22 protein-coding genes are annotated in these 22,055 nt (G+C 61.7%); 11 read left to right on the top strand and 11 right to left on the bottom strand.

The genetic code is table 11. From position 1 onward, the window contains the following. The first annotated feature begins 185 nt into the window (after positions 1–185). From RRH01S_RS10205 to RRH01S_RS10195, 3 genes are read left to right on the top strand one after another with little or no spacing between them, the layout of a single operon-like run. Entirely contained in the window at positions 186–809 is a 624-nt protein-coding gene (locus RRH01S_RS10205) for a hypothetical protein (protein ID WP_037219084.1), read from the top strand. A gap of 58 nt (positions 810–867) precedes the next feature. Beyond that, on the top strand, positions 868–1,101 hold the full coding sequence (locus tag RRH01S_RS10200; RefSeq protein WP_034522136.1) for an AbrB/MazE/SpoVT family DNA-binding domain-containing protein: 234 nt from the start codon (positions 868–870) through the stop codon (positions 1,099–1,101). A 1-nt stretch (position 1,102) separates the two neighbouring features. Beyond that, a complete protein-coding gene (locus RRH01S_RS10195; protein ID WP_037219420.1) occupies positions 1,103–1,510 on the top strand; it encodes a type II toxin-antitoxin system VapC family toxin in 408 nt (135 codons plus the stop codon). 46 nt (positions 1,511–1,556) lie between these two features. On the opposite strand, the gene RRH01S_RS10190 is transcribed toward RRH01S_RS10195, so the two are convergent. The 3 genes from RRH01S_RS10190 to RRH01S_RS10180 form a co-directional block, all read right to left on the bottom strand. Then, positions 1,557–3,104, bottom strand: a complete 1,548-nt coding sequence (locus RRH01S_RS10190) for a cation:proton antiporter (RefSeq protein WP_037219086.1) — start codon at positions 3,102–3,104, stop codon at positions 1,557–1,559. Positions 3,105–3,253: 149 nt separating this feature from the next. Then, entirely contained in the window at positions 3,254–6,412 is a 3,159-nt protein-coding gene (locus tag RRH01S_RS10185) for an efflux RND transporter permease subunit (protein ID WP_034521899.1), read from the bottom strand. Further along, complete coding sequence (locus tag RRH01S_RS10180) at positions 6,412–7,482, bottom strand: efflux RND transporter periplasmic adaptor subunit (RefSeq protein WP_234711675.1); 1,071 nt, start codon at positions 7,480–7,482, stop codon at positions 6,412–6,414. Before RRH01S_RS10180 ends, RRH01S_RS10185 begins: the two co-directional genes overlap by 1 nt. Here RRH01S_RS10180 and RRH01S_RS34370 point away from each other — a divergent pair, their 5' ends adjacent. Both RRH01S_RS34370 and RRH01S_RS10175 read left to right on the top strand, forming a co-directional pair. After that, positions 7,483–7,719 carry a hypothetical protein gene (locus RRH01S_RS34370; RefSeq protein ID WP_165586807.1) on the top strand — a complete coding sequence of 79 codons (237 nt, stop codon included), beginning with the start codon at positions 7,483–7,485 and terminating at the stop codon, positions 7,717–7,719. Between the two features lie 61 nt (positions 7,720–7,780). Continuing rightward, complete coding sequence (locus RRH01S_RS10175; protein WP_034521901.1) at positions 7,781–8,401, top strand: TetR family transcriptional regulator; 621 nt, start codon at positions 7,781–7,783, stop codon at positions 8,399–8,401. Positions 8,402–8,439: 38 nt separating this feature from the next. On the opposite strand, the gene RRH01S_RS10170 is transcribed toward RRH01S_RS10175, so the two are convergent. After that, positions 8,440–8,826, bottom strand: a complete 387-nt coding sequence (locus RRH01S_RS10170; RefSeq protein WP_042471448.1) for an ester cyclase — start codon at positions 8,824–8,826, stop codon at positions 8,440–8,442. Positions 8,827–8,943: 117 nt separating this feature from the next. Beyond that, positions 8,944–9,399: a manganese-binding transcriptional regulator MntR gene (gene mntR, locus RRH01S_RS10165; RefSeq protein WP_037219090.1), complete on the bottom strand. Its 456-nt coding sequence runs from the start codon at positions 9,397–9,399 to the stop codon at positions 8,944–8,946. A 387-nt stretch (positions 9,400–9,786) separates the two neighbouring features. Here mntR and RRH01S_RS10160 point away from each other — a divergent pair, with 387 nt between their 5' ends. The 4 genes from RRH01S_RS10160 (at position 9,787) to RRH01S_RS10145 (ending at position 13,936) form a co-directional block, all read left to right on the top strand. Next, the gene (locus RRH01S_RS10160; protein WP_037219092.1) at positions 9,787–11,142 is read left to right on the top strand and encodes an Nramp family divalent metal transporter; all 1,356 of its coding nucleotides are present in this window, start codon (positions 9,787–9,789) and stop codon (positions 11,140–11,142) included. A 132-nt stretch (positions 11,143–11,274) separates the two neighbouring features. Continuing rightward, complete coding sequence (locus RRH01S_RS10155) at positions 11,275–13,101, top strand: M23 family metallopeptidase (protein ID WP_042471444.1); 1,827 nt, start codon at positions 11,275–11,277, stop codon at positions 13,099–13,101. A gap of 68 nt (positions 13,102–13,169) precedes the next feature. After that, complete coding sequence (locus RRH01S_RS10150) at positions 13,170–13,472, top strand: type II toxin-antitoxin system Phd/YefM family antitoxin (RefSeq protein ID WP_034521908.1); 303 nt, start codon at positions 13,170–13,172, stop codon at positions 13,470–13,472. Beyond that, positions 13,469–13,936, top strand: a complete 468-nt coding sequence (locus RRH01S_RS10145) for a type II toxin-antitoxin system VapC family toxin (protein WP_042471441.1) — start codon at positions 13,469–13,471, stop codon at positions 13,934–13,936. Before RRH01S_RS10150 ends, RRH01S_RS10145 begins: the two co-directional genes overlap by 4 nt. A gap of 100 nt (positions 13,937–14,036) precedes the next feature. On the opposite strand, the gene RRH01S_RS10140 is transcribed toward RRH01S_RS10145, so the two are convergent. From RRH01S_RS10140 to RRH01S_RS10130, 3 genes are read right to left on the bottom strand one after another with little or no spacing between them, the layout of a single operon-like run. Further along, on the bottom strand, positions 14,037–16,325 hold the full coding sequence (locus RRH01S_RS10140) for a xanthine dehydrogenase family protein molybdopterin-binding subunit (protein WP_042471438.1): 2,289 nt from the start codon (positions 16,323–16,325) through the stop codon (positions 14,037–14,039). Further along, positions 16,322–17,305: an FAD binding domain-containing protein gene (locus RRH01S_RS10135; RefSeq protein ID WP_034521913.1), complete on the bottom strand. Its 984-nt coding sequence runs from the start codon at positions 17,303–17,305 to the stop codon at positions 16,322–16,324. The genes RRH01S_RS10140 and RRH01S_RS10135 overlap by 4 nt, the downstream gene beginning before the upstream one ends. After that, entirely contained in the window at positions 17,302–17,769 is a 468-nt protein-coding gene (locus RRH01S_RS10130; protein ID WP_034521916.1) for a (2Fe-2S)-binding protein, read from the bottom strand. Before RRH01S_RS10130 ends, RRH01S_RS10135 begins: the two co-directional genes overlap by 4 nt. 321 nt (positions 17,770–18,090) lie before the next feature. On the opposite strand from RRH01S_RS10130, the gene RRH01S_RS10125 reads away from it, so the two are divergent. Then, positions 18,091–18,705, top strand: a complete 615-nt coding sequence (locus tag RRH01S_RS10125) for a TetR/AcrR family transcriptional regulator (protein ID WP_047468772.1) — start codon at positions 18,091–18,093, stop codon at positions 18,703–18,705. A 66-nt stretch (positions 18,706–18,771) separates the two neighbouring features. Then, on the top strand, positions 18,772–19,149 hold the full coding sequence (locus RRH01S_RS10120; protein WP_034521921.1) for a DUF427 domain-containing protein: 378 nt from the start codon (positions 18,772–18,774) through the stop codon (positions 19,147–19,149). On the opposite strand, the gene RRH01S_RS10115 is transcribed toward RRH01S_RS10120, so the two are convergent. Genes RRH01S_RS10115 through RRH01S_RS10105 form a run of 3 tightly spaced genes read right to left on the bottom strand, consistent with a single transcriptional unit; the run spans position 19,146 to position 22,016 of the window. Continuing rightward, entirely contained in the window at positions 19,146–20,216 is a 1,071-nt protein-coding gene (locus tag RRH01S_RS10115; protein ID WP_007692180.1) for an ABC transporter ATP-binding protein, read from the bottom strand. The two genes, RRH01S_RS10120 and RRH01S_RS10115, sit on opposite strands and share 4 nt — an antisense overlap. Before the next feature lie 20 nt (positions 20,217–20,236). Next, positions 20,237–21,085, bottom strand: a complete 849-nt coding sequence (locus RRH01S_RS10110; protein WP_034521924.1) for a carbohydrate ABC transporter permease — start codon at positions 21,083–21,085, stop codon at positions 20,237–20,239. Next, on the bottom strand, positions 21,078–22,016 hold the full coding sequence (locus tag RRH01S_RS10105) for a carbohydrate ABC transporter permease (protein ID WP_034521927.1): 939 nt from the start codon (positions 22,014–22,016) through the stop codon (positions 21,078–21,080). The genes RRH01S_RS10110 and RRH01S_RS10105 overlap by 8 nt, the downstream gene beginning before the upstream one ends. Positions 22,017–22,055 lie beyond the last annotated feature (39 nt).

Genomic DNA, 22,055 nt, shown 5'->3' with positions numbered 1-22,055 from the left:
CCTTATGGATAGCCTGGCGACAGAACACGCTTCTCTCACACTTGTTTGATTGGCGGGGCTACGGCGCGGTCGATAGGATCGCCCCGTTGCAATCGAGCATGGCCACATGCCAGCAACTTTGCCGGCCGATTTCTGCCGACATATCGAAAACCCACCGATTAGCGAATGTCTCAAGGAGACTGTCCATGGACCGCAAGCTTCTGACGAAGGGCGCATTGACGCTCGCCGCCGGTGTCGTCGCGACGCTCGTAGCACTGCAGAGCGCCAACGCCACTGAGCGCGTCCGCGTGCGCGGCACGATCGAGAGCCTCGAGGGAGACACCCTCAAGATCAAGTCTCGCGAAGGCAAGGATATCGCCGTCACGCTGAAATCTGGCTGGAACGTCGCCGGCGTCGTCAAGGCTTCGGCCGCTGACATCAAGCCCGGCGATTTCGTCGGCATCGCCAATGAACCGACCGCCAGCGGCGTCGCCGGCGCCATCGAAGTCGTCATCTTTCCGGCCGCGATGAAGGGCACCGGCGAGGGCGACCGCCCATGGGATTCGAAGCCGAACAGTTCCATGACCAACGCTACGGTTGCCAATGCCGTCACATCGGTCAACGGCCCGACGCTGACCCTCACCTACAAGGGCGGCGAGAAGAAGATCAACATCCCGGACGGCACTCCGGTCGTAACGCTGACGTCAGCCACCAAGGGCGATCTGAAAGCCGGCGCCGCCGTCTTCATCACCGCCGAAGCATCCGACGATGGCAAAGTCTCCGCCGACCGCATCGCCGTCGGCCTCAACGGCACCGTTCCACCGATGTGACTTGAAAATCGGGATTGAAAGTAATACTTTCATTTCATCGATCATTACCGAGGCAATTATGAGCACGACCGTAACCGCAAAAGGACAGGTGACGATACCGAAGGCTGTTCGCGAAATGCTCGGGATTGGTCCCGGAAGCCAGATCGACTTTCGTCAAGCGGCCGATGGCAACGTTGTCGTGGTGCCGGTAGAAGCGGGTAAACGCAATAGCCGGTTCGCCAAGTTTCGGGGACATGCCGGAAAGGGCATGAGCACAGACGAAATCATGGCGCTGACACGTGGCGACGACTGAGGTGATCCTGGTCGATTCCAACATACTTCTGGATATCATCACGGATGATCCCGTTTGGTACGATTGGTCGTTGAGCCAACTCGACAGCGCAACGTTGCTTGGCTCTCTTTACATTAATGATGTCGTTTATGCTGAAATATCAGTTCGTTACAATAAGATCGAACATCTCGACAACATGCTGGCTGAGACAGGTATCAGCATCCTTTCGATCCCGCGCCCCGCACTTTTCCTAGCCGGCAAAGTTTTCGTACAATATCGAAAGGCAGGCGGAACACGCACGGGTGTCTTGCCAGATTTCTTCATTGGTGCTCACGCGGCGGTCAGTAATCTTTCTGTGCTGACGCGCGACACCAAGCGCTTCCAAAGCTACTTCAAGTCGATAAAACTCATCAGCCCGCCGGCAGCTTGAGCGCGAATGCCCACCAGCAATCCCTTCGCGGGACTCAGGGCGTCCCTCACCCCTCGACAACCTCGAACCGGCCTGGATGCGAGGCCCCGAGCTCCGCCCAGTCCAGTTCTTCCTCAAGGACATGAAACACGTCGTCGTCGATGGTGCCGCTGCGGCGCATGGCGGCGAGCTTCGTGCGTTTGGCCTGGATCACCTGCCGTTTGAGAGCGTCGACTTCGCCGGCCTCGCGTGGATTTAGCCCCTGGGTGGCCAACTCCCGGTCGCCACGATAAAGGCCGCGCAGCGTCGTGGCAGCCTTGCTGTCCTGCATCGACTCCAGCTCCTCCAGCGCGGCATCGATCAGCGCCAGACGGGCGCTGTCGATATCGTTTTTCATCGAATCGTCACGCTCGAGCTTCAAGAGACGGATCAATGGCCCAAGCGTCAGGCCCTGCACGATCAGTGTGCCGAGCACCACGGTCAGCGCGCTGAAAACGATGAGATCGCGCGAAGGGAAGCCCTCGGGCAGGGCGAGCGCTGTCGCCAGCGTCACCAGACCGCGCATGCCGCACCAGGAGCCGACCAGGCTCATCGAGAGCGTCGGCGCCGAGGCTTTGTAAATGCCGGCAGCGTGGAGATAGTAGATCACGCGGTTTGAAAGCAGCAGCCAGACGATGCGGACAAGGACGACAGTGAGGAAGACGAGGACGGCGAAGCTGATCGCGAAGCCGACATCCTGCTGATAGAGTTGCAGCACGGTGGTGCGCGCCTGCATGCCCATCAGCAGGAAGGCGAGCACGTTGAGCATGAAAATAGCCGCCTCCCAGATGGAATAGGACCGTATCCGGTTGCGCGCCGATATCCGATCCGGCATGTCGCGGGCGATCACCATGGCAAAAGCGACCATGGTCAGAACCGCGGAGAGATGCAGCCGCTCGGCAATCACCCAGACCCCGAAGGTGGCGACGAATTCGAACAGTGAGCCGCCGAGCGTGCCGGCAAGGCGCGGCCCGATCCGCATATAGACATAGCCAAGCAGGATACCGAGAACGATGCCGCCGGGCGCGGCAAGGGCCAGTTGAGGCACAAGTTCGACGGCAGAAACCGTGCCGGAAGCGGCTGCGACGGCAGCACCAAAGATCAACAGCGCCACGGCATCGTTGAGCAGGCTTTCGCCCTTCAGCACAGTGAACGCGCGACGCGGCAGGTTGAATCGGCCAAGCATGGCGGTGGCGGCCGCCGCATCCGGCGGCGCGACGATGGCACCGAGCGCAATGGCGGCAGCAATCGGTAGGCCGGCATAGGCGACACCGACCCAGGCAACAGCAGCGGCCGTCAGAATAACCGCGATGCCCGCAAGCGAGATCAGCGGTATCCAGTTCTGCTTCAGCGTCCGGGGCGGCAGGTCATAGGCGGCATCGAACAGGGCAGGCGCGATGAACAACGCCAGCGCCAATGCCGGATCGATGGAGATGCCGGGCGCCCAGGGCAGCATGGCGACCAAGACGCCGGCGATCGCCAGCATGGTCGGATAGGGAATACCAAGCTTTCGCGACGGCTGTAGCGCGATCAACGCCACTAGCATCAGCGTCAGCATGCTCTCGAAAAAAGCCATGAAACAGGGTCCCCACGTTTTCGTCATCATGGCGGGAAAATTCTGTCGAGCAAGGGGGAGCTCTGCTCGTCGATCCCTGTATCTACGTGGCAAAAAGGGCGCCCGAAGGCGCCATTTTCAAAGTCGATGCTCGATGGGGATACTTGACCCTACTCAGCCGCCTGCGCGTGCGGTCGGTGGCCGATCTCATCATCCTTGTCGTCCTCGTCCGACTTCGGCTGTTTCCAGGCGATCAGGCGGTAGAACATCGGGATGAAGAAGGTAGCAAGGAAGGTCGCCGCCAGCATGCCGCCAATGACGCCGGTGCCGATGGCATGGCGGCTGGCCGAGCCGGCGCCGGTGCTGATCGCCAGCGGCACGACGCCGAGGATGAAGGCAAGCGACGTCATGACGATCGGGCGGAAGCGCAGGCGCGCAGCCTCGAGCGCGGCTTCCGCCGCACTCATGCCGTCCTTGCGTTTCATCACCGCGAACTCGACGATCAGGATCGCGTTCTTCGCCGCCAGGCCGATGAGTGTCACCATGCCGATCTGGAAGTAGACGTCGTTGGTGAGCCCGCGCAGATAGGTGGCAAGCAGCGCGCCGAACAGCGCGAAGGGGATCGCGGTGAGAACCGCGAGCGGCAGGCTCCACTTCTCGTATTGCGCGGCCAGAATCAGGAACACCATGATGATGCCGAAGATCATCGCCTGCGTGCCCGCACCGCCGGTTTCCAGCTCCTGATAGGCAGAGCCCGTCCAGGCGATCTGGAAGCCTTCCGGCAGGGTCTCAGCCGCCACCTGCTGCATCGCCTTGATCGCGTCGCCGGAGGTATAGCCGGGCGCCGGATTGCCGGTGACCTTGGCGGCATTGAAGGCGTTGTAGCGCTCGAGCTGGTCCGGCCCGATGGTACGCGTCACCTTGATCAGCGTATCGAGCGGGATCATCTTGCCGCTGTCGGAGCGGACGAAGACCTGGCGCAGATCGTCGGGTGATTCACGGAACGGCGCTTCCGATTGCAGGTTGACCTGATAGTTGCGGCCATAAAGCGTGAAGTCGTTGACATAGAGGCTGCCGAAGGTCGCCTGCATGGCATCGAAGACGGAGTTGATCGGCACGCCGAGGGCCTTGGCCTTCTCGCGGTCGAGATCGGCGCGGAACTGCGGCACGTTGGTGTCGAGCGTGGTACGCACGCCCGCCAGCTCCGGCCGCTTGGAAGCAGCCGCCACGAGCTTCTGTGCTTCCTCCGAAAGTCCGGCAACGCCCTTGCCGGAACGGTCCTGCACATAGACTTCGAAACCGCCCGTCGTCGAAAGGCCCTGGATCGGCGGCGGGTTGAAGGCGAGCACCATGGCGTCCTTGATGCCCATGTTGGCGCCGATCAGGGGGCCAGCCATGTTGCGGGCGTCAAGTTCGGGCGTCTTGCGCTCGCTCCAGTCCTTCAGCGTCACGAAGGCGACGCCGGCGCTGCTCTTCAGGCCACCCGAGAGCAGATCGAAGCCGGCAACGGCGAAGACGTTTTCAACGCCGGGGAGCTTCTCGGTATTGACCAGCGCCTGATCCATGACAGCCTGCGTGCGCGTCAGCGAGGCCGCCGGCGGCAGGATGGCGATCTGGAACAGCGAGCCCTGGTCTTCATCCGGCACCAGCGATCCCGGCAGCGTATAGAAGAGATAACCGGTCGCCCCGAGCAGGCCGGCGACCAGCACGCAGCCGAGCACCATGCGCTTCAGGAAGAAGGCGACGCCGGCCGTATAGCCCTGCGTCAACCGGTCGAAGGCGCGATTGAAGATACGGAAGGGCAGCACCGGCTCGTGATGGCCGGGCTTCAAGATCAGTGCGCAGAGCGCCGGTGTCAGCGTCAGCGCCACGATACCCGAGATGGTGACCGAGATCGCGATGGTGACGGCGAACTGCTTGTACATCTGGCCGGCGAGCCCGCCCATGAACGAGACCGGGATGAACACGGCGCAGAGCACCAGCACGATCGCGATGACCGGACCGGTCACCTCGCCCATCGCCTTGATTGCCGCCTGCTTCGGCGACAGTTTCTCTGTCGTCATCAGGCGCTCGACGTTTTCGAGCACGACGATGGCGTCATCTACCACGATGCCGATGGCCAGCACCAGACCGAACAGCGTCAGAAGATTGATCGAGAAGCCGAGCACATACATGCCGGCGAAGGTGCCGATGATCGAGATCGGCACGGCAATGACCGGGATCAGCGTCGCGCGCCAATTCTGCAGGAAGACGAAGACGACGATGATGACGAGCAGGATCGCCTCGATGAAGGTGCGGCCCACCTCCTCGATCGACACCTGGATGAACTTGGTCGTGTCATAGGGGATCTGGTATGCAACGCCCTGTGGGAAGGATTTTTGCAGCTCGTCCAGACGCCCCTTGAGCGCCGACATCGTGTTCAGCGCATTGGCGCCGGGCTGGAGATAGACGGCGATCGGGATGGCCGGCGTGCCGTTGAGGCTGCTCTGGACCGAATAGCTCTTGGTGCCGAGCTCGATGCGCGCGACGTCCTTCAGCCTCAGCGTCGCGGCATTGGCGTCCGAGCGCAGGATGATATCGCCGAAGGCGTCGATGTCGGCCAGGCGCCCCTGCGTCGTCACCGTATAGGTGAAGGGCTGGGCGGTGTTGCTCGGCTGGTCGCCGAACCGGCCGGCGGCAAACTGCGAATTCTGTTCCTGGATGGCGGTCGAGACATCGCTCGGCGTCAGATTATACTGCGCCAGCTTGTCCGGCCGCAGCCAGATACGCATGGAATAGTCGATATCGCCAAGCAGGTTGACGTCGCCGACGCCGGGAATGCGCTTGAGATCGTCGATGACATTGAGCAGCGCGTAGTTACCGACGAAGGCACGATCGTAGCGGCTGTCGGTCGAATACATCGCCACGAAGCCGAGGATCGAGGTCGAGCGCTTGGTGACGACGACACCGAGACGGGTCACGTCCTGCGGCAGGGTGGTGACGGCGCGCTGCACGCGGTTGTTGACGTTGATCGCCGCCTGGTCCGGATCGGTGCCAAGCGCGAAGGTGACCGTGATCTGCATCGCGCCGCTATTGGAGTTCGACGACTGCATGTAGAGCATGTTTTCGACGCCGTTGATCTGCTGCTCCAAGGGAGCAGCAACGGTCTGGGCGACGGTTTCGGCGCTGGCGCCGGGATAGGTGGCGGTGACGACCACCTGCGGCGGCGTCAGCTCGGGATACTGCGCAATCGGCAGGAGGCGAATGCAGACGGCGCCCGCAAGCAGGATGACGATCGAGATCACCGCCGCGAAAACGGGGCGATCGATGAAGAATCTGTTTCCCAACATCAGTTCTGCACTACCTTGTTCGCGTCGCTGGGCGCGGCGGCTGCCGCCGCCTGCACGGGCGCGCCGGGGCGCACCTTGATGATGCCTTCGACGATCAGCCTGTCGCCGGCATGAAGGCCCGACAGTACGAGCCAATTGCCGCCGATCTTCTGGCCGAGGGTCACCGGATTGACATGCGCCTTGCCGTCCTTGTCGATCGTATAGACGAACTGCCCCTGCGGGCTCTGCATCAGCGCCATTTCCGGAACGGTGATGGCATTGTCGAGCGAGACGCCGGTAACAGTGGCACGCACGAACTGGCCGGGCAGCAGCCGACGGGTGGGATTGTCCACCACGGCGCGGGCCTGCAGCGTGCCGGTCGAGGCGTCGATGGTGGAGGAGGTGAAGTCGACGACGCCGTCATGGTCGTAGGTCGTGCCGTCGCCGAAGGAGATCTTCACGCCAAGGTTCGGCGCTTCGCCCTTGGCCTTCTTGAGGTCGATCAGCCGGCGCACTTCGGCGGCCTGCGTATCCGAGAAGGAGAAATTGACATAGACCGGGTCGAGCTGGGTGATGCTAGTGAGCAGACCCGTGTCACCCGTCGTGCCGATCAAGCTGCCTTCGGAGACCTGCTCCAGCGTGGTGATGCCGCCGACCGGCGCCGTGACCTTGGTATAGTCCAGATTGAGCTGCGCCGTCTGCACCTGCGCCCGGGCCGAGGCGACCGCGGCGTCCGCCAACTGGCGTGTGGAAATCGCGTCGTCCCGCGCCTTCTGCGTGACGGCGTTCTGGTCGAAGAGGTTGATGTTGCGCTTTTCCTCGCGCTGCGCCTGGGTCAGCTGCGCGTCGGCCTGCTGCAACTGCGCCTGAGCCTGCGCAAGCGTCGCCTCGTAGGAGGCGGGATCGATCAGAAACAGCACGTCGCCGGCCTTGACCTCGGCACCTTCGACAAAATTCCTTTTCAACAGGATACCGCCGACACGCGCGCGGACATCGACTTGCCTATAGGCGGAGATGCGCGCAGCATATTCATAGGCGAGCTGCACGGTCTCGGGCTTGACGTCGACCACGGTCACCTGCGGCGGCGGCATTTGGCCCGCCTGCTGGGCAAGGGAGGAGTGCGCGCCGAGAAAAAGGACACCGGCTGCGAGAAAGCTGCTGCGCAAAAAGGAGCGGGGATGCGCCGTCATAAAAAATCACCACGAGTTTTGACATTTTTATTGCGTCGCAGCATACAAACATACATGAATGATTGTAAATATCAAATCGACGTGACCAATGGCATGAGGTTCGGGACGGCGCTCAAGTTCCCGGACAATATCATGTGAAATCAACCGCATGAGGCGAAATGAAATAAATTTGCGCCACATGCAAAAGTGGAAAGATCGAATGCGCAGGACCAAGGAAGATGCAGCCAAGACCAGGGAGGAGGTTTTGGCAGCCGCCGCCGAGGTTTTCTTTGAAAACGGCGTCAGCGGCTCCAGCCTCGACAAGATCGCCAGGCGCGCCGGCGTGACGCGCGGTGCGATCTACTGGCATTTCAAGGACAAGGCCGAGGTGCTGACGGCGCTGCACAGCGAAATCCGCCTACCGCAGGAAGAACTCGTCGACCACGCAATCGAACATGGCCATGACGATCCGCTGAGCCTGATCGAACAGGCTTCTATCGAGGTTGTGCATATCCTGGCGAACGACGAACACCAGCAACGTATCTTCGCCATCATGATTCTCGGCTGCGAATTCACCGAGGACCCCTCTGACGCCGCCCAACGCATCATCACCGCCAATGCCGAAATGTACGAGAAGCTGCAGAAGCTGATCGACATGGCCGACCGGCAGGGCAAACTCGCGCCCGGCTGGACCGTCGACACTGCCGCCCGCGCCTTCCAATGCTGCATGAACGGCCTCTTTGCCGAATGGCTCCGCTCGGGAAAGTCGTTTCCGGTAATCGATGTCGGCGAAAGGCTGGTGTGGAGCGTGATCGGGTCGATGCGGCGAAACGCCAACTGAGCCCGGCAAGGATCATCTGGCTCGCGACAACTCCCGCGCTAGAGCTGGGCTTCGATCGCGGCCTTATCGACAATCGACCATACTCGCCAGATCTTCTCGCTGCGAAACTCATAGAATACGTTCTCGGTAAAGGACACTCTCTTCCCATTGACGGGCAGACCAATGAACGTTCCTTTCGGCCTGCAGTCGAATTCCAGCCGGCTCGCTATATGAGGCGGGTCAGAAATCAGCAGCTGAATGGCAAAACGGAGATCCGGAATCTCGGAAAAGTCCCTCTCCAGCATCTGGCGATAGCCTGAGATCCCGACATTCTGACCGTTGTGGGAGACGTCATCATCAACGAACTGTTCCAGCCTCGCCCAGTCCTGCGCATTCAGGCAGGCAATATAGCCTCGGTAGATATCGGAGAGGTCGGTTTTGACCATGGCAAATGCTCCCGTGCTTCTACAATAAAAAAGTAGCACGGGGTGCGGGATCGGCGAACCGATGTTCGCCTGCTGCCTCCAAGCACGACGCCGCCGAATAGGGGCAGTCGCCCACGATCAGCCGTCGTGCTGCATCGCGCGGCGGAAGGCTTCCAGCGTCTCGGCGCTGACATGGTGCTCGATGCCCTCGGCGTCGATCCGCGCCGTTTCGGCGCTGACGCCAAGCCAGCGCAGGAAGGCTTCAACCGTCTGATGGCGGGCGCGAATGTCCTGGGCGATCCTGTTGCCCGCATCCGTCAGGAAAACGCCGCGATAGGGCCGCCGCGACACGAGCCCGTCCTCGCAGAGCCGCGCCAGCATCTTGGCGACGGTCGGCTGCGACACGCCGAGCCTTGCCGCGATATCCACCTGCCGCGCCTCGTTGCCGTCATCGATGAGATCAGCGATCAGCTCGACATAATCCTCCACGAGAGCGCCACGCGTGGCCTCTCTCGTGTGCCGGAAACCCTCGGAATGCGTCTCCGCATCCAGCAATGGCTCGTCTCGTTGGATCGGCGGTCTTCTCGTCGGCAATAGGTCAGCTCCTCGCGAGTCCTAGTAAACTCGCTTTCATCTTTATAGCACCGGCTTCAATCTTGAAAGTGGCGGCATAAACGGTCGTCGCCTTTGCAGCTCCAGGCATTTATCCGCTGCGCCAGAATTTCGTGCGCCCAGTTACCCGCTCGTCGCGTTCGCTGCAACCGCCGAACCGATTTTGCCGAATGCGGCGGTGGAGAACTCCTTTTCCCTCATGCCGAGACGACAGTCGCCGCGGCGTGAGCACAAACGGTGTCAGCCCCAAACCGCAAGGCAGCACCGCCATATAATGCCAAATCTATGAAATATAGCCTATTGCATAATGTTGATATCCAGCATATTTCTTTAGATAGATCATAGCTCAATCCCCCGGAGCCCTCCCGTATGTCGCAGAGTCAGGATGCCGCCGCGCCGCGCGCATGGAAATTCGCCAGCCCGAACGAAGACGCACGTCCAAGTCTTCCCGAGGTCAACGCCACCGTTCATGTCCCGCACACAGGCACCTGGATCCGGCGGCTTCTCGCCTTCATGGGGCCGGGCTACATGGTCTCCGTCGGCTATATGGATCCGGGCAACTGGGCGACCGATCTCGCCGGCGGCGCGCAATTCGGCTACACCCTGCTTTCGGTCATCATGCTGTCGAACCTGATGGCGATCCTGCTGCAGGCGCTCTCCGCCCGGCTCGGCATCGCCACCGGCCGCGATCTGGCGCAGGCCTGTCGCGATCATTATCCGAGGCCGGTCAATCTGGCCCTGTGGTTTGCCTGCGAACTCGCCATCATCGCCTGCGACCTCGCCGAGGTCATCGGCACGGCGATCGCACTGCAACTGCTCTTCGGCATTCCGCTGATCGGCGGCGCGCTGATCACCGCGCTCGACGCCTTCCTACTGCTGCTTCTGATGAACAAGGGCTTCCGCTTTCTCGAAGCCTTCGTCATCGCGCTGCTGATCGTCATCTCCGTCTGTTTCGCCGTGCAGATCGCCGCGGCAGCGCCGCCGGTCGCCGCCATCCTGCACGGCTTCATCCCCTCGCCTGAGATCGTCACCAATCACGAAATGCTCTACATCGCCATGGGCATCATCGGCGCCACCGTCATGCCGCATAATCTCTACCTGCACTCCTCGATCGTGCAGACCCGCGCCTATAAGCGCGATGACGAAGGCCGCCGCGACGCCATCAAATGGGCGACGGCCGACAGTACAATCGCCCTGATGCTGGCGCTCTTCGTCAATGCCGCGATCCTGGTCGTCGCCGCCGCCGCCTTCCACGACAGCGGACATGCCGATGTCGCCGAAATCGGCCAGGCTTACGAACTGCTGTCGCCGCTCCTCGGCCTTGGCATTGCCTCGACCCTGTTTGCCGTGGCGCTGCTGGCCTCCGGCCTCAATTCCACCGTGACGGCGACGCTTGCCGGCCAGATCGTGATGGAAGGTTTCCTGCGCCTGCGTATTCCGCACTGGGCAAGACGGCTTTTGACCCGCGGTCTCGCAATTATTCCAGTTATTTTTGTTACCGCATTTTATGGTGAAAAAGGCACTGCCGATCTGCTGGTGCTAAGCCAGGTCGTGCTCTCCATGCAGCTGCCCTTTGCAGTCATCCCATTGGTCCAATTCGTCACGGATCCCAAGAAAATGGGCAAATTCGTCGTGCCCAGGAGCGTTGCCATCCTCTCCTGGCTGGTCGCCGCAATCATCCTGGCACTGAACTTCAAGCTGCTTTACGACACCATCTTCGGTTGACGAATCGCCCGCGAAGCGCGAATCTGACCCTGTGGACGATCACGGCAATTAACAGACTCGTAATATTTGCCTAGATTTCGCCATGATTTGCCCTAGTTTGGGCCCACCGCAGTCTGCAGGGTTCCTCACTTCATGGCCGAAAGTCCATTGCGCGTCCAATTTCCTGCAGAGGCTGCGATTCAGGCGCAGCCTCATCATGAATTTCACGTTCCCTTTCTGCCGCGCTCTGCCCATCTTCGCCATCTGATCGCCATCGGCATTGCCGGCACGGCGTCCTTCGGCCTTCTCGCCACCGTCCTCTACCCGCTGCTGGCCCACCACACGATCGAGCAGGCCGTGCCGATGCGAACGGCCCAGCTCGTCCAGTCGCAGCCGGCAACGCCGAAGAGCAACCGGCTTGCCACGAAACAGCGTTTCGACGGCGCCCGCTTCGCGCAAGTGGCGGAAAAGCTTTCGAGCGGCGAAACCCGCATCTTCACCTATCATCGCACCACGCTGGTCTTCAAAGCCGAGGATACCGAGCCCTCTGCCGGCGATGTCCGAGCGATCAACGCAGCCTATGGCGGCGACATGCGCGCCGAGACCGCATTGTTCTCGCCGCCGGCGCTCACCGAGATCCGCCACGGCATCTATCCGCAGAACAACCATTACGATTCAGTCCGGCGCTCACGCTTCCCGATCAGGGGCGTGCCGTTGAATGTCAGCGTCTCGAGAGCGACTGCCGGCGAATCCGGCCGCGAGTTCAAGAGGCTGGTTTCGATGCCCAAGGACCGCCAGGACTTGCAGGATATCCTCGCCTCCGCCGGTCTCGACGCGGATGCCGGCGACGAGTTGCAGCGCGCCCTGGAGACCGATGCGGTTTCGCCCGGCGACAGAGTGGAACTGCTTCTGGAGAAAAAGACCGCCGACGCGCGGCCGAAATTGATCATGGCCCGCCTCAGCGGCGGCAAGACGCCGGAGCGCATCGTCGCCCGCGACGACGCCGATGGTTTCGTGCCGATGAACGACGACCGGCTGTTTTCCACGCTCTATAGCGAGAGCCAGGCCGACGCGCCGTCCTCTTCGGAAGTCGCCGCCGTCGATCTCAAGGGCGTCGACGATGATAATGAATCGACAATCGACGCCAAGCTGGAAAAGGCCGGCCTTTCCGAGGCAAGCGCCGCCCAACTGATGAAACTCGCCAAGGCCAACGGCATTTCACTGACCGGCGGCGACAACGCACCCGACAGCGTCGACCTTTTGTCCCGCAAGGCGGACAACGGCAAAAGCGAGCTGATGTTCATCGAATTCCATACCGATGGCGATACGCACCGCTACTATCTGCACAAGGGAAGCGGCGAAGGCCCCTCGGAATTCTATGACGAGGGCGGCCATTCCGTTGCCAAGGTGCTGAACCACCGTCCCGTACCCAACGGCAAGCTCGGCGATGGTTTCGCCTGGCGCATTCATCCTATTCTGGGCGTCAAGAAGTTCCACAACGGCGTCGACTTCCGCGCGCCGATGGGCAGCCCGATCATGGCCGGCGGCGACGGCGTCGTCGAAAAGATTTCCTGGGAAACGGGCTACGGCAAATATGTCCGCATCCGCCACGACGGCGGCTATGAGACCACTTATGCCCATATTTCCGCAACGCCATCCGACCTACATGTCGGTGAACGCGTCACCCAGGGCCAGGTCATCGCCTATGTCGGCTCGACCGGCTATTCGACCGGACCGCATCTCTACTACGAGCTGCGCGTCAACGGCCGCTACGAGAACCCGCTGACCGCCCAACTCCCGGCCGGCACCAATCTCACCGGCAAGTCGCTCGACAATCTGCGCTCGCAGGTCAGCCACGTCGACAACATCATGAGCTATCTCGACGTCCCGGCCGAACGCGAGCCGCCACCACCCCCACCCTTCTTTGGCTTCGGGCGCGGCCCCGGACCAGGTCCCGGCGGCAACTTCGGCAGTCCTTGACGACGATCATTTGCTGGCACATTGTCGGCAAATAGGCTATCTACTGACTATCTGACCAGGTAGAAGCCATGAGTAAGCAAAGCAGACAGTTGCCGAAGAGCGACAAGACCGCCGTTCACCAGGGCGGTCGATGGAGCCTTGAGACCGCCAAGGCGCGGTTTAGCGAGGTCGTCCGCCATGCCCGCGACGATGGTCCGCAGCGGGTAAGCGTGCGCGGGCGTGAGGCTGTCGTCATCATGAGCGTCGAGGACTACGACCGCCTGATGCCAGCCAAGCCCAAATTGCCTCTTGTTGACTTCATGGAAAGCCTCAGCCTTTCCGAGCTGGATGTGGAGCGCGAGAGCGACACCGGCAGGAACATCGAGCTTTGATCGGCTGGCTGCTCGATACGAACGTCGTTTCGTCTCTGCTCAACCGAAATGGCGCCCCTTCCGTCAAAGATTGGGCTCGCTCCCAGCCGGAAGAGAGCCTGTTCATCAGCATCCTGACGATCGCCGAATATGATAAAGGCATCTACAATCTGCCGGATGACCATCCGGATCGCTCCCGTCATCTGGCATCCCGCGATGCCTTGCTGGAGCGTTTCGCCGACCGAATTCTGCCGGTCAGCGATCCCATTATTCGGCGCTGGGGCATGATTTCCGGGACGATCAAGCGCCAGACGAAGCATTTTCCGTCTGTGATCGACACGATCCTGGCCGCCACCGCCATGGAATTCGACCTGTTTTTCACCACGCGCAACATTGCCGACGTGAATCACACAGGCGCGGCACTTTTCAATCCGTGGAGCGACGATCCGTCGAACTTCCCCATAGGCAAGGGGAAGCGACTGTAAAAGAGTCGCAGGCTATCGCACCATCATGCGCGGGAACTCCCGAAGGGATGATCAGGCGCAGAATATCGCACACGCCCGACCATCCCCTGGCCCCTCCAGCCTACAGAAGCTTCTCCAGTGTGATCGGCAGTTCGCGGATGCGCTTGCCGGTCGCGTGGAAGACCGCATTGGCAATGGCCGGCGCGACGCCGACGATTGCCAGTTCGCCGACCGCCTTGCCGCCGAGCACGGAGGCATGGGGGTCGGGAATGCCGACATTGATCACCTCGATATCGGGGATATCGGCGTTGGTCGGCACGAGGTAATCGCCGAGATTGTTGTTGATGACGCGCGCGTAACGCTCATCGACAATGCCCTCCTCCAGCAGCGCCTGACCGATGCCCATGATGATACCGCCTTTCCACTGGCTTTCGGCGAGCTTCGGATTGTAGAGCCTTCCGGAATCGAGTGCCGAGACGACGCGCGAGACGCGCACAGTGCCGAAATCCTCGTCGACCCGCACTTCAATGAAATGCGCGCACCAGCTATGCAGCGAATACTCACCCTCCGTCGGTGACCGCATGGTCGCGATGGTCGAGAAGTTGCGGTAGATATCCGCCTTGCTTTGCTTGTCGTCCGGCAAGGTGTTGCGCAGCACCTCGATCTTGTCGCGACCGATCTGCCGCAACAGGTCGGCAATGGCGATGCCGTCGCCGCCATCGCGTGGCGGCAGGATGCGACCTTCCGAAACGGTCAGTGTATTGGCCTGCAGGTCACGAAGCGGCGAATTGGGATCGTTGATCGCCAGACCCACGAGCTCATCGCGGGCGGCGATCGCCGCCTTGTAGACGGCACCGGTCATCAGGTTGGCGAGCTGCGAGCCGCCGGCAACCGGCGCGCGCGGCAGGGCGGAATCGCCGAGCTTGACGCGGATCTGCTCGATCGGAATGCCGAGCGTTTCCGCCGCCGTCTGCGCCAGGATCGTGTAGGTCCCCTGCCCCATGTCGATGCCGCTGCTCGCCACCTCCGCCGATCCGTCGGCCAGGATCCGCACAAGCGCTTCACCCGGCGTGCGGCGCACCGGATAGGTGCCGGCGCCGACGCCCCAGCCGATCAACTGCTTGCCGTCGCGCATCGATCGCGGCGCATGCGAGCGCTTCGCCCAGCCGAACGCATTCGCGCCGGCCTCGAAAGCCTCGCGCAATTGCCGCGTCGACCAGGGCTTGTCCGCCTCCTGATCCCGCTCGGCATAGTTCATCAGCCGGATTTCCAGCGGATCCATGCCGAGTTCATGGGCAAGCTCGTCCATGGCGCTTTCGATGCCGAAGGCGCTCGGGTTTTCGCCGGGAGCACGCAGGGCACCGGGCTTGACCGTGTTCACCGGCACAATGTTCTGCCGCGACGAGAGATTGGGCGTCGCATACATGATCGCGGTGACCACACCCAACGGCTCGACGGCCACGTCACCCATCGACGTCTCATTGGCACCGGTCTGGACGATGGAGGTGAGCTTGCCGTCCTTCGTGGCCCCAAGCGCAATCGTCTGGCGCGTGCCGGGACGGCCACCGAAGGAGGTAAAGGTCTGCGGCCGGGTGATGACCAGCTTGACCGGACGGCCAAGCAGCTTCGCCGCCATGACGCCGACCGCGCCGTGCGGCAAGGCGAGTGCCTTGGAGCCGAAGCCGCCGCCGATATAGGGCGAGATCATCCGCACATTCTCGAAGGGCACGCCGAACCATTCGGCATAGGTGCGTGCCATGCCGTCGATCCATTGGCTGGCCTCCCAGAGGGTCAGCCTGTCGCCGTCCCACTTGGCAATCAGCCCATGCGGCTCGATCGGCACGTTGTATTCGCGCGGCGTCTTGTATTCCGCTTCGATCCTGACGGGCGCGGCGGCAAGGGCGGCTGCGGCATCGCCCCATTCCTTGGTCATCGGGTCGAGCGGAAAACCCTCGCCACCCTTCGGATCCTCAAGGCTATAGACGGCCGGCGCTTCCTCATAGCTCACCTTCACCAACGCCGCCGCCGCCGTTGCCTGCTCGAAGGTTTCGGCAACGACGATGGCGACATGCTGGCCGCTATAAGTGATCTCACTGGTCAGCGCCCGGTACGGGCCTTCCGGACCAGGCGTATCGAGCCAGGTGGTCGGCGAGTTCAGATCCGGCATGGTGTCCGGCGTCAGAATGAGCAGGACTCCCAGCGCCTTTTCCGCCGCTGAAGTATCGATGTCGACGATACGGCCGGCGGCGATCGTGCTTTGCACCATCACCGCATGGGCGAGCCCTTCGAGATCGCGCTCGACGGCATAGTCGGCCTCGCCCTTGATCTTCGCGGTGCCGTCAAGGCGCGACAGGCGTCCGCCGAGGGCGCCATCAGCCGCGCCGTGCTTTCTGGTTTCCATGATGGTCATACTATCTCTCCCATCGTCAGGATAGCGCGCTCGACGACACGCGGCGCAAGCTCGATCTTGTAGTGATTGGCGCCATGATCGACGGCGCCTTCGACAGCAAACAGGCTGGCGCGCTTGACCGCACCCGCCTCCAGCACCTTGCCCCTCAAGGCCGCTTCAACGGCGTGGGCGCGCCACGGCTTGGTCGCGACACCGCCAAGCGCCACCCTGATATCGCGAATGGTTCTGCCATCCGCCTCCAGCTCGAGGCCAACAGCAGCGCTCGCCGCCGCAAACTCATAGGACTGGCGGTCGCGAACCTTGAGATAGGTCGAGCGACGCGCGGCGGCGGATGCCGGAATCGTCACCGCAGTGATCATCTCGCCGGGCGAAATTGCGTGTTCCCGCTCGGGGGTCGTGCCCGGCAGAAGGAAGAAGTCGTCAACGGCGATCCGACGGTCACCGAGATGCACGACAGCGTCGAAGGCCACCAAGGCGACAGCAAGATCACCGGGATTGGTGGCGATGCAGGCGTCGCTGGTGCCGAGAACCGCATGATTGCGGGTGATCCCGCCAATGGCGGAACAGCCGGAGCCGGGCGCACGCTTGTTGCAGGCGGCAAAGGTCGCTGGATCGCGGAAATAGGGACAGCGCGTGCGCTGCATCAGATTGCCGCCGATTGTTGCCATGTTGCGGATCTGCGCCGAGGCCGCCAGCGACAGCGCCTCTGATACGGCCGGGAACAGCATCTTGATATTGGCGTCGTCGGCGACCCGGCTCATCTTTGCCAGCGCACCGATGGTAACGCCTTGATCGGTAAGAGCGATGGCATCGAGGCCGGAGAGATGGGTGATATCCACCACCGTCCCGGGCTCGGCAATACCGCATTTGGCAAGGTCGAGCAGCGTGGTGCCGCCGGCGAGCAATGCGACGGCGGAAGAGGCGCTAGCCTGCCGGGCTTCATCAATGGAGCCGGCGCGGAGATAGGAAAACTCTTTCATCGGGCGGCCTCCGCGGCTTCGCGCACGGCGGCGACGATATGCGGATAGGCACCGCACCGACAGAGATTGCCGGCCATATATTCGCGGATTTCATTATCAGAACCGGTATGGCCTTCGCGGATGCAGGCAACCGCCGACATGATCTGCCCCGGCGTGCAATAGCCGCACTGGAAGGCATCATGTTCGAGGAAGGCGGCCTGGACGGGATGCAGGTCGCCGTTTTCAGCGGCCAGTCCCTCGATCGTGGTCACCTTGCGGCCTTCGGCCTGAGCGGCCAGCGTCAGGCAGGAAAGCACGCGCTCGCCGTCGACATGGACGGTGCAGGCACCGCACTGGCCCTGATCGCAGCCTTTCTTGGTGCCGGTCAGACAGAGATGCTCACGAAGGGCATCGAGAAGCGTCACGCGCGGATCAAGCGAAAGCTCGTGCTCGCGCCCATTGATATCGAGATGGACGGTGGTCATCAGGTCACTCCCTGTTCGGGTCTTCATCTTGCAATTGGCAGTCGTTGGCATTGACCGGTCATGGCATCCGCTCTTGACGTCAGCCTGGCCGGCTCCAGATCATCAGACTACGCGCTTTGGCCGGCGCATGCGGCTTGCGGTGAAACGCCCCGGGAAAGCCGCGCTTTCACCGTCCCAAATCCTGTCATCGGACGGCAATGGCGTCTTGGCCCTTTATGCGATAACAATCCTCTGCTACTCCAGATTAAACGGAGGCGCCTCCGTTTATTATCCTAGAGACTTGTCCGATGTCGTCAAGTCGCAATCCGCATGGAGCGAGAATTGGCGTCCAAGCCATCGACAGAGCCGAAGGACCAGACACCGCCAGCCGGTAAAAGCCTGCGCGCGGATGCACGACGCAATCGTGACAAGCTCATCGAAACCGCGGCGCAAGCCTTCGCCGATCACGGCACCGCCGCCTCGCTCGAAGACATCGCCCGACGCGCGAGCGTCGGCGTCGGCACGCTCTATCGCCATTTCCCGACCCGCGAGCATCTGGTCGAGGCGGTCTATCGCCATGAGGTTGAAGCGCTCTGCGATGCGGCCGAGGAGCTTTCACGCGAGCTTACACCCGATCGGACTTTGGAAGAATGGATGCACCGCTTCGTCGGCTACATAGCCACCAAGCGCGGTATGGGCGACAGCCTGCGCATCCTGCTCAACAGCAATTCCGAACTCTTCGCCGACAGCTATGGCAAGGTCCCGATCGTACTTGCTAGCCTGATCGCGCGGGCAGTGGCCGACGGCTCGATCCGCGCCGACGTCGACAGCACGGATGTGCTGCATGCGCTGTCGGGCACCTATTCCATGCCCAATTCCCCCGAATGGCACGACCGCTCCCGCCGCCTCGTCGGCCTGCTGATGGATGGTCTGCGCTGGGGCGCGCCGAGGGCCTGATAATCCACGGAAGTGTTCCTATATCTTTTTGAATGCTGATGGTCAGGCACATGCGAGGAGCCCATCATGTCCGAAAAACCGGTCAAAATCCCCGGCCCCGATCACCCCATCACGATCGAGGACACACATGCCCATGTCACCGTTTCGGTCGCCGGCAAGGTTATCGCAGAGACGCGGGAAGCACTGTCGCTGAAGGAAGCCTCCTATCCGGCGGTCCTTTACGTGCCCCGCAAGGATGTCGACATGTCGGCCCTCGAGAGGACCGACCACGCGACCTACTGCCCCTATAAGGGCGACTGCGCCTATTACAGCATTCCGGCCGGCGGCGAGCGTTCGGTGAATGCGATCTGGACCTACGAAAATCCCTATCCTTCCGTCGGCCGGATCAAGGATTATATGGCTTTCTACCCCGATCGCGTCGATGCGATCAGGGTGGAGGCTTAAAGCGTCAGTCCGCTGGTCGCATCGAAGACATAGACCTGATCGGGATTGACGGTGACCTTCAATTGCTCGCCGTAGCGAACCGGTGCTTCACCGTCGACGACGGCCGTCACCTGCTCGCCGGCAAGATCGAACAGCACATGCGTCTGTGCGCCGGTCGGCTCGACCAGCAGCGTCTGGCCGGTCAGCGGCGAACCGTTGCCGGTCAGGCTGAGATGTTCCGGCCGCAGGCCGATCTTCACGCTCTGGCCGGGCTGCACCTTGCGCTCGCTGGCGATGCGCAGCGGCGTGCCATCCGTCAGCCGCACGGAAGCCGAACCGTTGACGCCCTCCACCACGCCATCAAGGAAGTTCATCGCCGGCGAGCCGATAAAACCGGCAACGAAGAGATTGGCTGGCTGGCGATAAAGCTCGATCGGCGTGCCCTGCTGCTCGATCCGGCCCTGGTTCAGAACGACGATGCGGTCGGCAAGCGTCATGGCTTCGATCTGATCGTGGGTAACGTAGATCGAAGTCGTCTGCACCTTCTGATGCAGCGCCTTGATCTCGGAGCGCATCTGCACGCGCAGCTTCGCATCGAGGTTCGACAAGGGCTCGTCGAACAGGAAGACGGCGGGGTTGCGCACGATGGCACGGCCCATGGCGACGCGCTGGCGCTGACCGCCAGAGAGCTGCGCCGGCTTGCGGTCGAGCAGCTTGGTAAGGTCGAGCATGCGCGCGGCTTCGTTCACCCGCTGCTCGATCACCGGCTTCGTCTCGCCTGAGAGCTTCAGGTTGAAACCCATATTCTCGGCGACGGTCATGTGCGGATAAAGCGCATAGGACTGGAAGACCATTGCGATGTTGCGTTCGCGCGGCGTCATGGCGTTGACCACCTGCCCGCCGATCGAGACATCGCCGTCGGTGATTTCCTCCAGCCCAGCGATCATGCGCAACAGGGTCGATTTCCCGCAGCCGGAGGGACCGACGAGCGCGATGAACTCGCCGTCGTCGATGGCCAACGAGATATCGTGGATGACCGCCAGCGCGCCATAGGCCTTGTGGATATTGTGCAGTTCGACGGATGCCATGCTTTTTGCTCCGATGGGGCTCAGGACTTCACGGCACCGGCGGTGAGACCCGCGATGATGTGTTTCTGCGCCAGGAAGAAGACGATGATGGTGGGCAGGATGGTGAGCGTGATGAAGGCCAGCACCAGTTCCCATTCCGTGCCGAATTCGCCGCTATAGACCATCATGCCGAGCGGCCAGGGATAGATCGAATCCGAGTTCAGCATGATCAGCGGCAGGATGTAGCTATTCCAGCTGCCGACGAAGGAGATGATGCTGACGGTCGCGATGATCGGCCGAGAGAGCGGCAGCGAAATGTGCCAGAAGAAGCGGATATAACCGCAGCCATCGACAAAGGCCGCCTGGAACAATTCTTCCGGGAGGTTCCGAAAATAGTTTCGGAACAGAAGAATGCTCATGCCCAGGCCGAAGGCCACCTGCGGCAACACCACGCCCCAATAGGTATTGAGCAGGCCGAGATCGCGGATGCGGATGAACAGCGGCAGGATCGCCGTTGCCGCCGGAAACATCAGCCCGATCAGGAAATAGTTGAGCAGGAAGTTCGAGCCGAAGAATTTGACATGCGCGAAGGCGAAGGCCGCCATCGCCGAGACTGATACCGTGAGAAACACGGTCAGCACCGCGATGATCAGCGAGTTCATCATCTGCCGCCAGTAGCGGTCGCCGAACAGGATGCCGGTATAGTTCTCAAAATGCCACTCGGCCGGCAGGCCGAAGGGATTGACCCGGAGATCCCCCAGCGACTTGAAGCCCCCGAGCATGGTCGTCAGAAGCGGGATCAGCACGATGGCGGCGATGATGGTCAGCGACGCATAGAGATAAATCTTCGTGCCGATCTTCAGTCGAACGGATGAGGCGATATCAGTCATTGCGCATAAATATCCGTTTGTAGCCGAAGGCGAGGGTGACGCAGATGACGAACAGCACGACGCCGACGGCGCTGCCGAGGCCGACCTGCATGCGGGTGACGCCGAAATTGTAAAGGAAGGTCACCATCGTCTGCGTCGAGTTGAACGGTCCGCCGCCGGTGAGCGGCATGATCATATCGAACAGCTGCAGCGAGCCGACAACCGCAAAGAACACCGACAGGCGCAACGTCGAGCCGAGCAGCGGCAGCGTGACATAGCGGAATTTCTGCCAGCCGGTGGCACCGTCGATTTCAGCCGCTTCCAGCACGCTCTTGTCTAGGGATTGCAGGCCAGCGATGAACAGCATCATGTGGAAGCCGAAATATTTCCACACAATCACGCCAAGCACCGCGTACATCGCCAGATCCTTGTCGGCGAGCACGTAGGGTGTGGCGGTTCCGAGGAAGTGCGCGATCGCGGCAAACAGGCCGTAGTCGCCGTCATAGACGAAGCGCCAGATCAGGCCTGCCGCCACTTCCGCCAGCACGTAGGGCAAAAAGAAGATCAGCCGAAAGAGCACGACACCGCGAATACGGTGCGCCAGCATAGTCGCGAGCCAAATGGCCAGCGGCACCTGCACGGCGATCGACACCACGATGATCAGCGCGTTGTTCTTCAGCGAGGTCAGGAACGCGGCATTCTTGAACAGCACCTGGAAATTGCGCAGACCGACGAACTCCGTCGGCAGTCCGTAGCCGTTCCATCTGTAAAGGCTGTACCAGGCGGCCTCTCCCATCGGCAGAATGACGAAGATGGAGAACAGCAAAAGCGCCGGCGGCAGGAACAGCAGGATGACGGGCATGCGACCGCGCGCGGCCGGCGATTTTCGTCGCGCTGCAGGTCTCGCTCTTGCGATGGATGGCATGGCGGTCGTTGCGCTGACATCAGTCATGGACAGTCTCGACATTTGCAATTCGAAAGAAGAATGGCG

Source organism: Rhizobium rhizogenes NBRC 13257 (assembly GCF_000696095.1).
Classification (GTDB): Bacteria; Pseudomonadota; Alphaproteobacteria; order Rhizobiales; family Rhizobiaceae; genus Rhizobium; species Rhizobium rhizogenes.
Note: the sequence above shows the minus strand (reverse complement) of the source record. Positions and strands in the feature narration are given on the sequence as shown.

What these genes read in the sequence shown, in the direction of transcription:
- RRH01S_RS10205 (WP_037219084.1), top strand. Translation starts at nt 186, where the DNA reads ATGGACCGCAAGCTTCTGACGAAGGGCGCATTGACGCTCGCCGCCGGT.
- RRH01S_RS10200 (WP_034522136.1), top strand. Translation starts at nt 868, where the DNA reads ATGAGCACGACCGTAACCGCAAAAGGACAGGTGACGATACCGAAGGCT.
- RRH01S_RS10190 (WP_037219086.1), bottom strand. Translation starts at nt 3,104, where the DNA reads ATGGCTTTTTTCGAGAGCATGCTGACGCTGATGCTAGTGGCGTTGATC.
- RRH01S_RS10185 (WP_034521899.1), bottom strand. Translation starts at nt 6,412, where the DNA reads ATGTTGGGAAACAGATTCTTCATCGATCGCCCCGTTTTCGCGGCGGTG.
- RRH01S_RS10180 (WP_234711675.1), bottom strand. Translation starts at nt 7,482, where the DNA reads ATGCCGCCGCCGCAGGTGACCGTGGTCGACGTCAAGCCCGAGACCGTG.
- RRH01S_RS10175 (WP_034521901.1), top strand. Translation starts at nt 7,781, where the DNA reads ATGCGCAGGACCAAGGAAGATGCAGCCAAGACCAGGGAGGAGGTTTTG.
- RRH01S_RS10170 (WP_042471448.1), bottom strand. Translation starts at nt 8,826, where the DNA reads ATGGTCAAAACCGACCTCTCCGATATCTACCGAGGCTATATTGCCTGC.
- RRH01S_RS10160 (WP_037219092.1), top strand. Translation starts at nt 9,787, where the DNA reads ATGTCGCAGAGTCAGGATGCCGCCGCGCCGCGCGCATGGAAATTCGCC.
- RRH01S_RS10155 (WP_042471444.1), top strand. Translation starts at nt 11,275, where the DNA reads ATGGCCGAAAGTCCATTGCGCGTCCAATTTCCTGCAGAGGCTGCGATT.
- RRH01S_RS10150 (WP_034521908.1), top strand. Translation starts at nt 13,170, where the DNA reads ATGAGTAAGCAAAGCAGACAGTTGCCGAAGAGCGACAAGACCGCCGTT.
- RRH01S_RS10140 (WP_042471438.1), bottom strand. Translation starts at nt 16,325, where the DNA reads ATGACCATCATGGAAACCAGAAAGCACGGCGCGGCTGATGGCGCCCTC.
- RRH01S_RS10135 (WP_034521913.1), bottom strand. Translation starts at nt 17,305, where the DNA reads ATGAAAGAGTTTTCCTATCTCCGCGCCGGCTCCATTGATGAAGCCCGG.
- RRH01S_RS10130 (WP_034521916.1), bottom strand. Translation starts at nt 17,769, where the DNA reads ATGACCACCGTCCATCTCGATATCAATGGGCGCGAGCACGAGCTTTCG.
- RRH01S_RS10120 (WP_034521921.1), top strand. Translation starts at nt 18,772, where the DNA reads ATGTCCGAAAAACCGGTCAAAATCCCCGGCCCCGATCACCCCATCACG.
- RRH01S_RS10115 (WP_007692180.1), bottom strand. Translation starts at nt 20,216, where the DNA reads ATGGCATCCGTCGAACTGCACAATATCCACAAGGCCTATGGCGCGCTG.
- RRH01S_RS10110 (WP_034521924.1), bottom strand. Translation starts at nt 21,085, where the DNA reads ATGACTGATATCGCCTCATCCGTTCGACTGAAGATCGGCACGAAGATT.
- RRH01S_RS10105 (WP_034521927.1), bottom strand. Translation starts at nt 22,016, where the DNA reads ATGACTGATGTCAGCGCAACGACCGCCATGCCATCCATCGCAAGAGCG.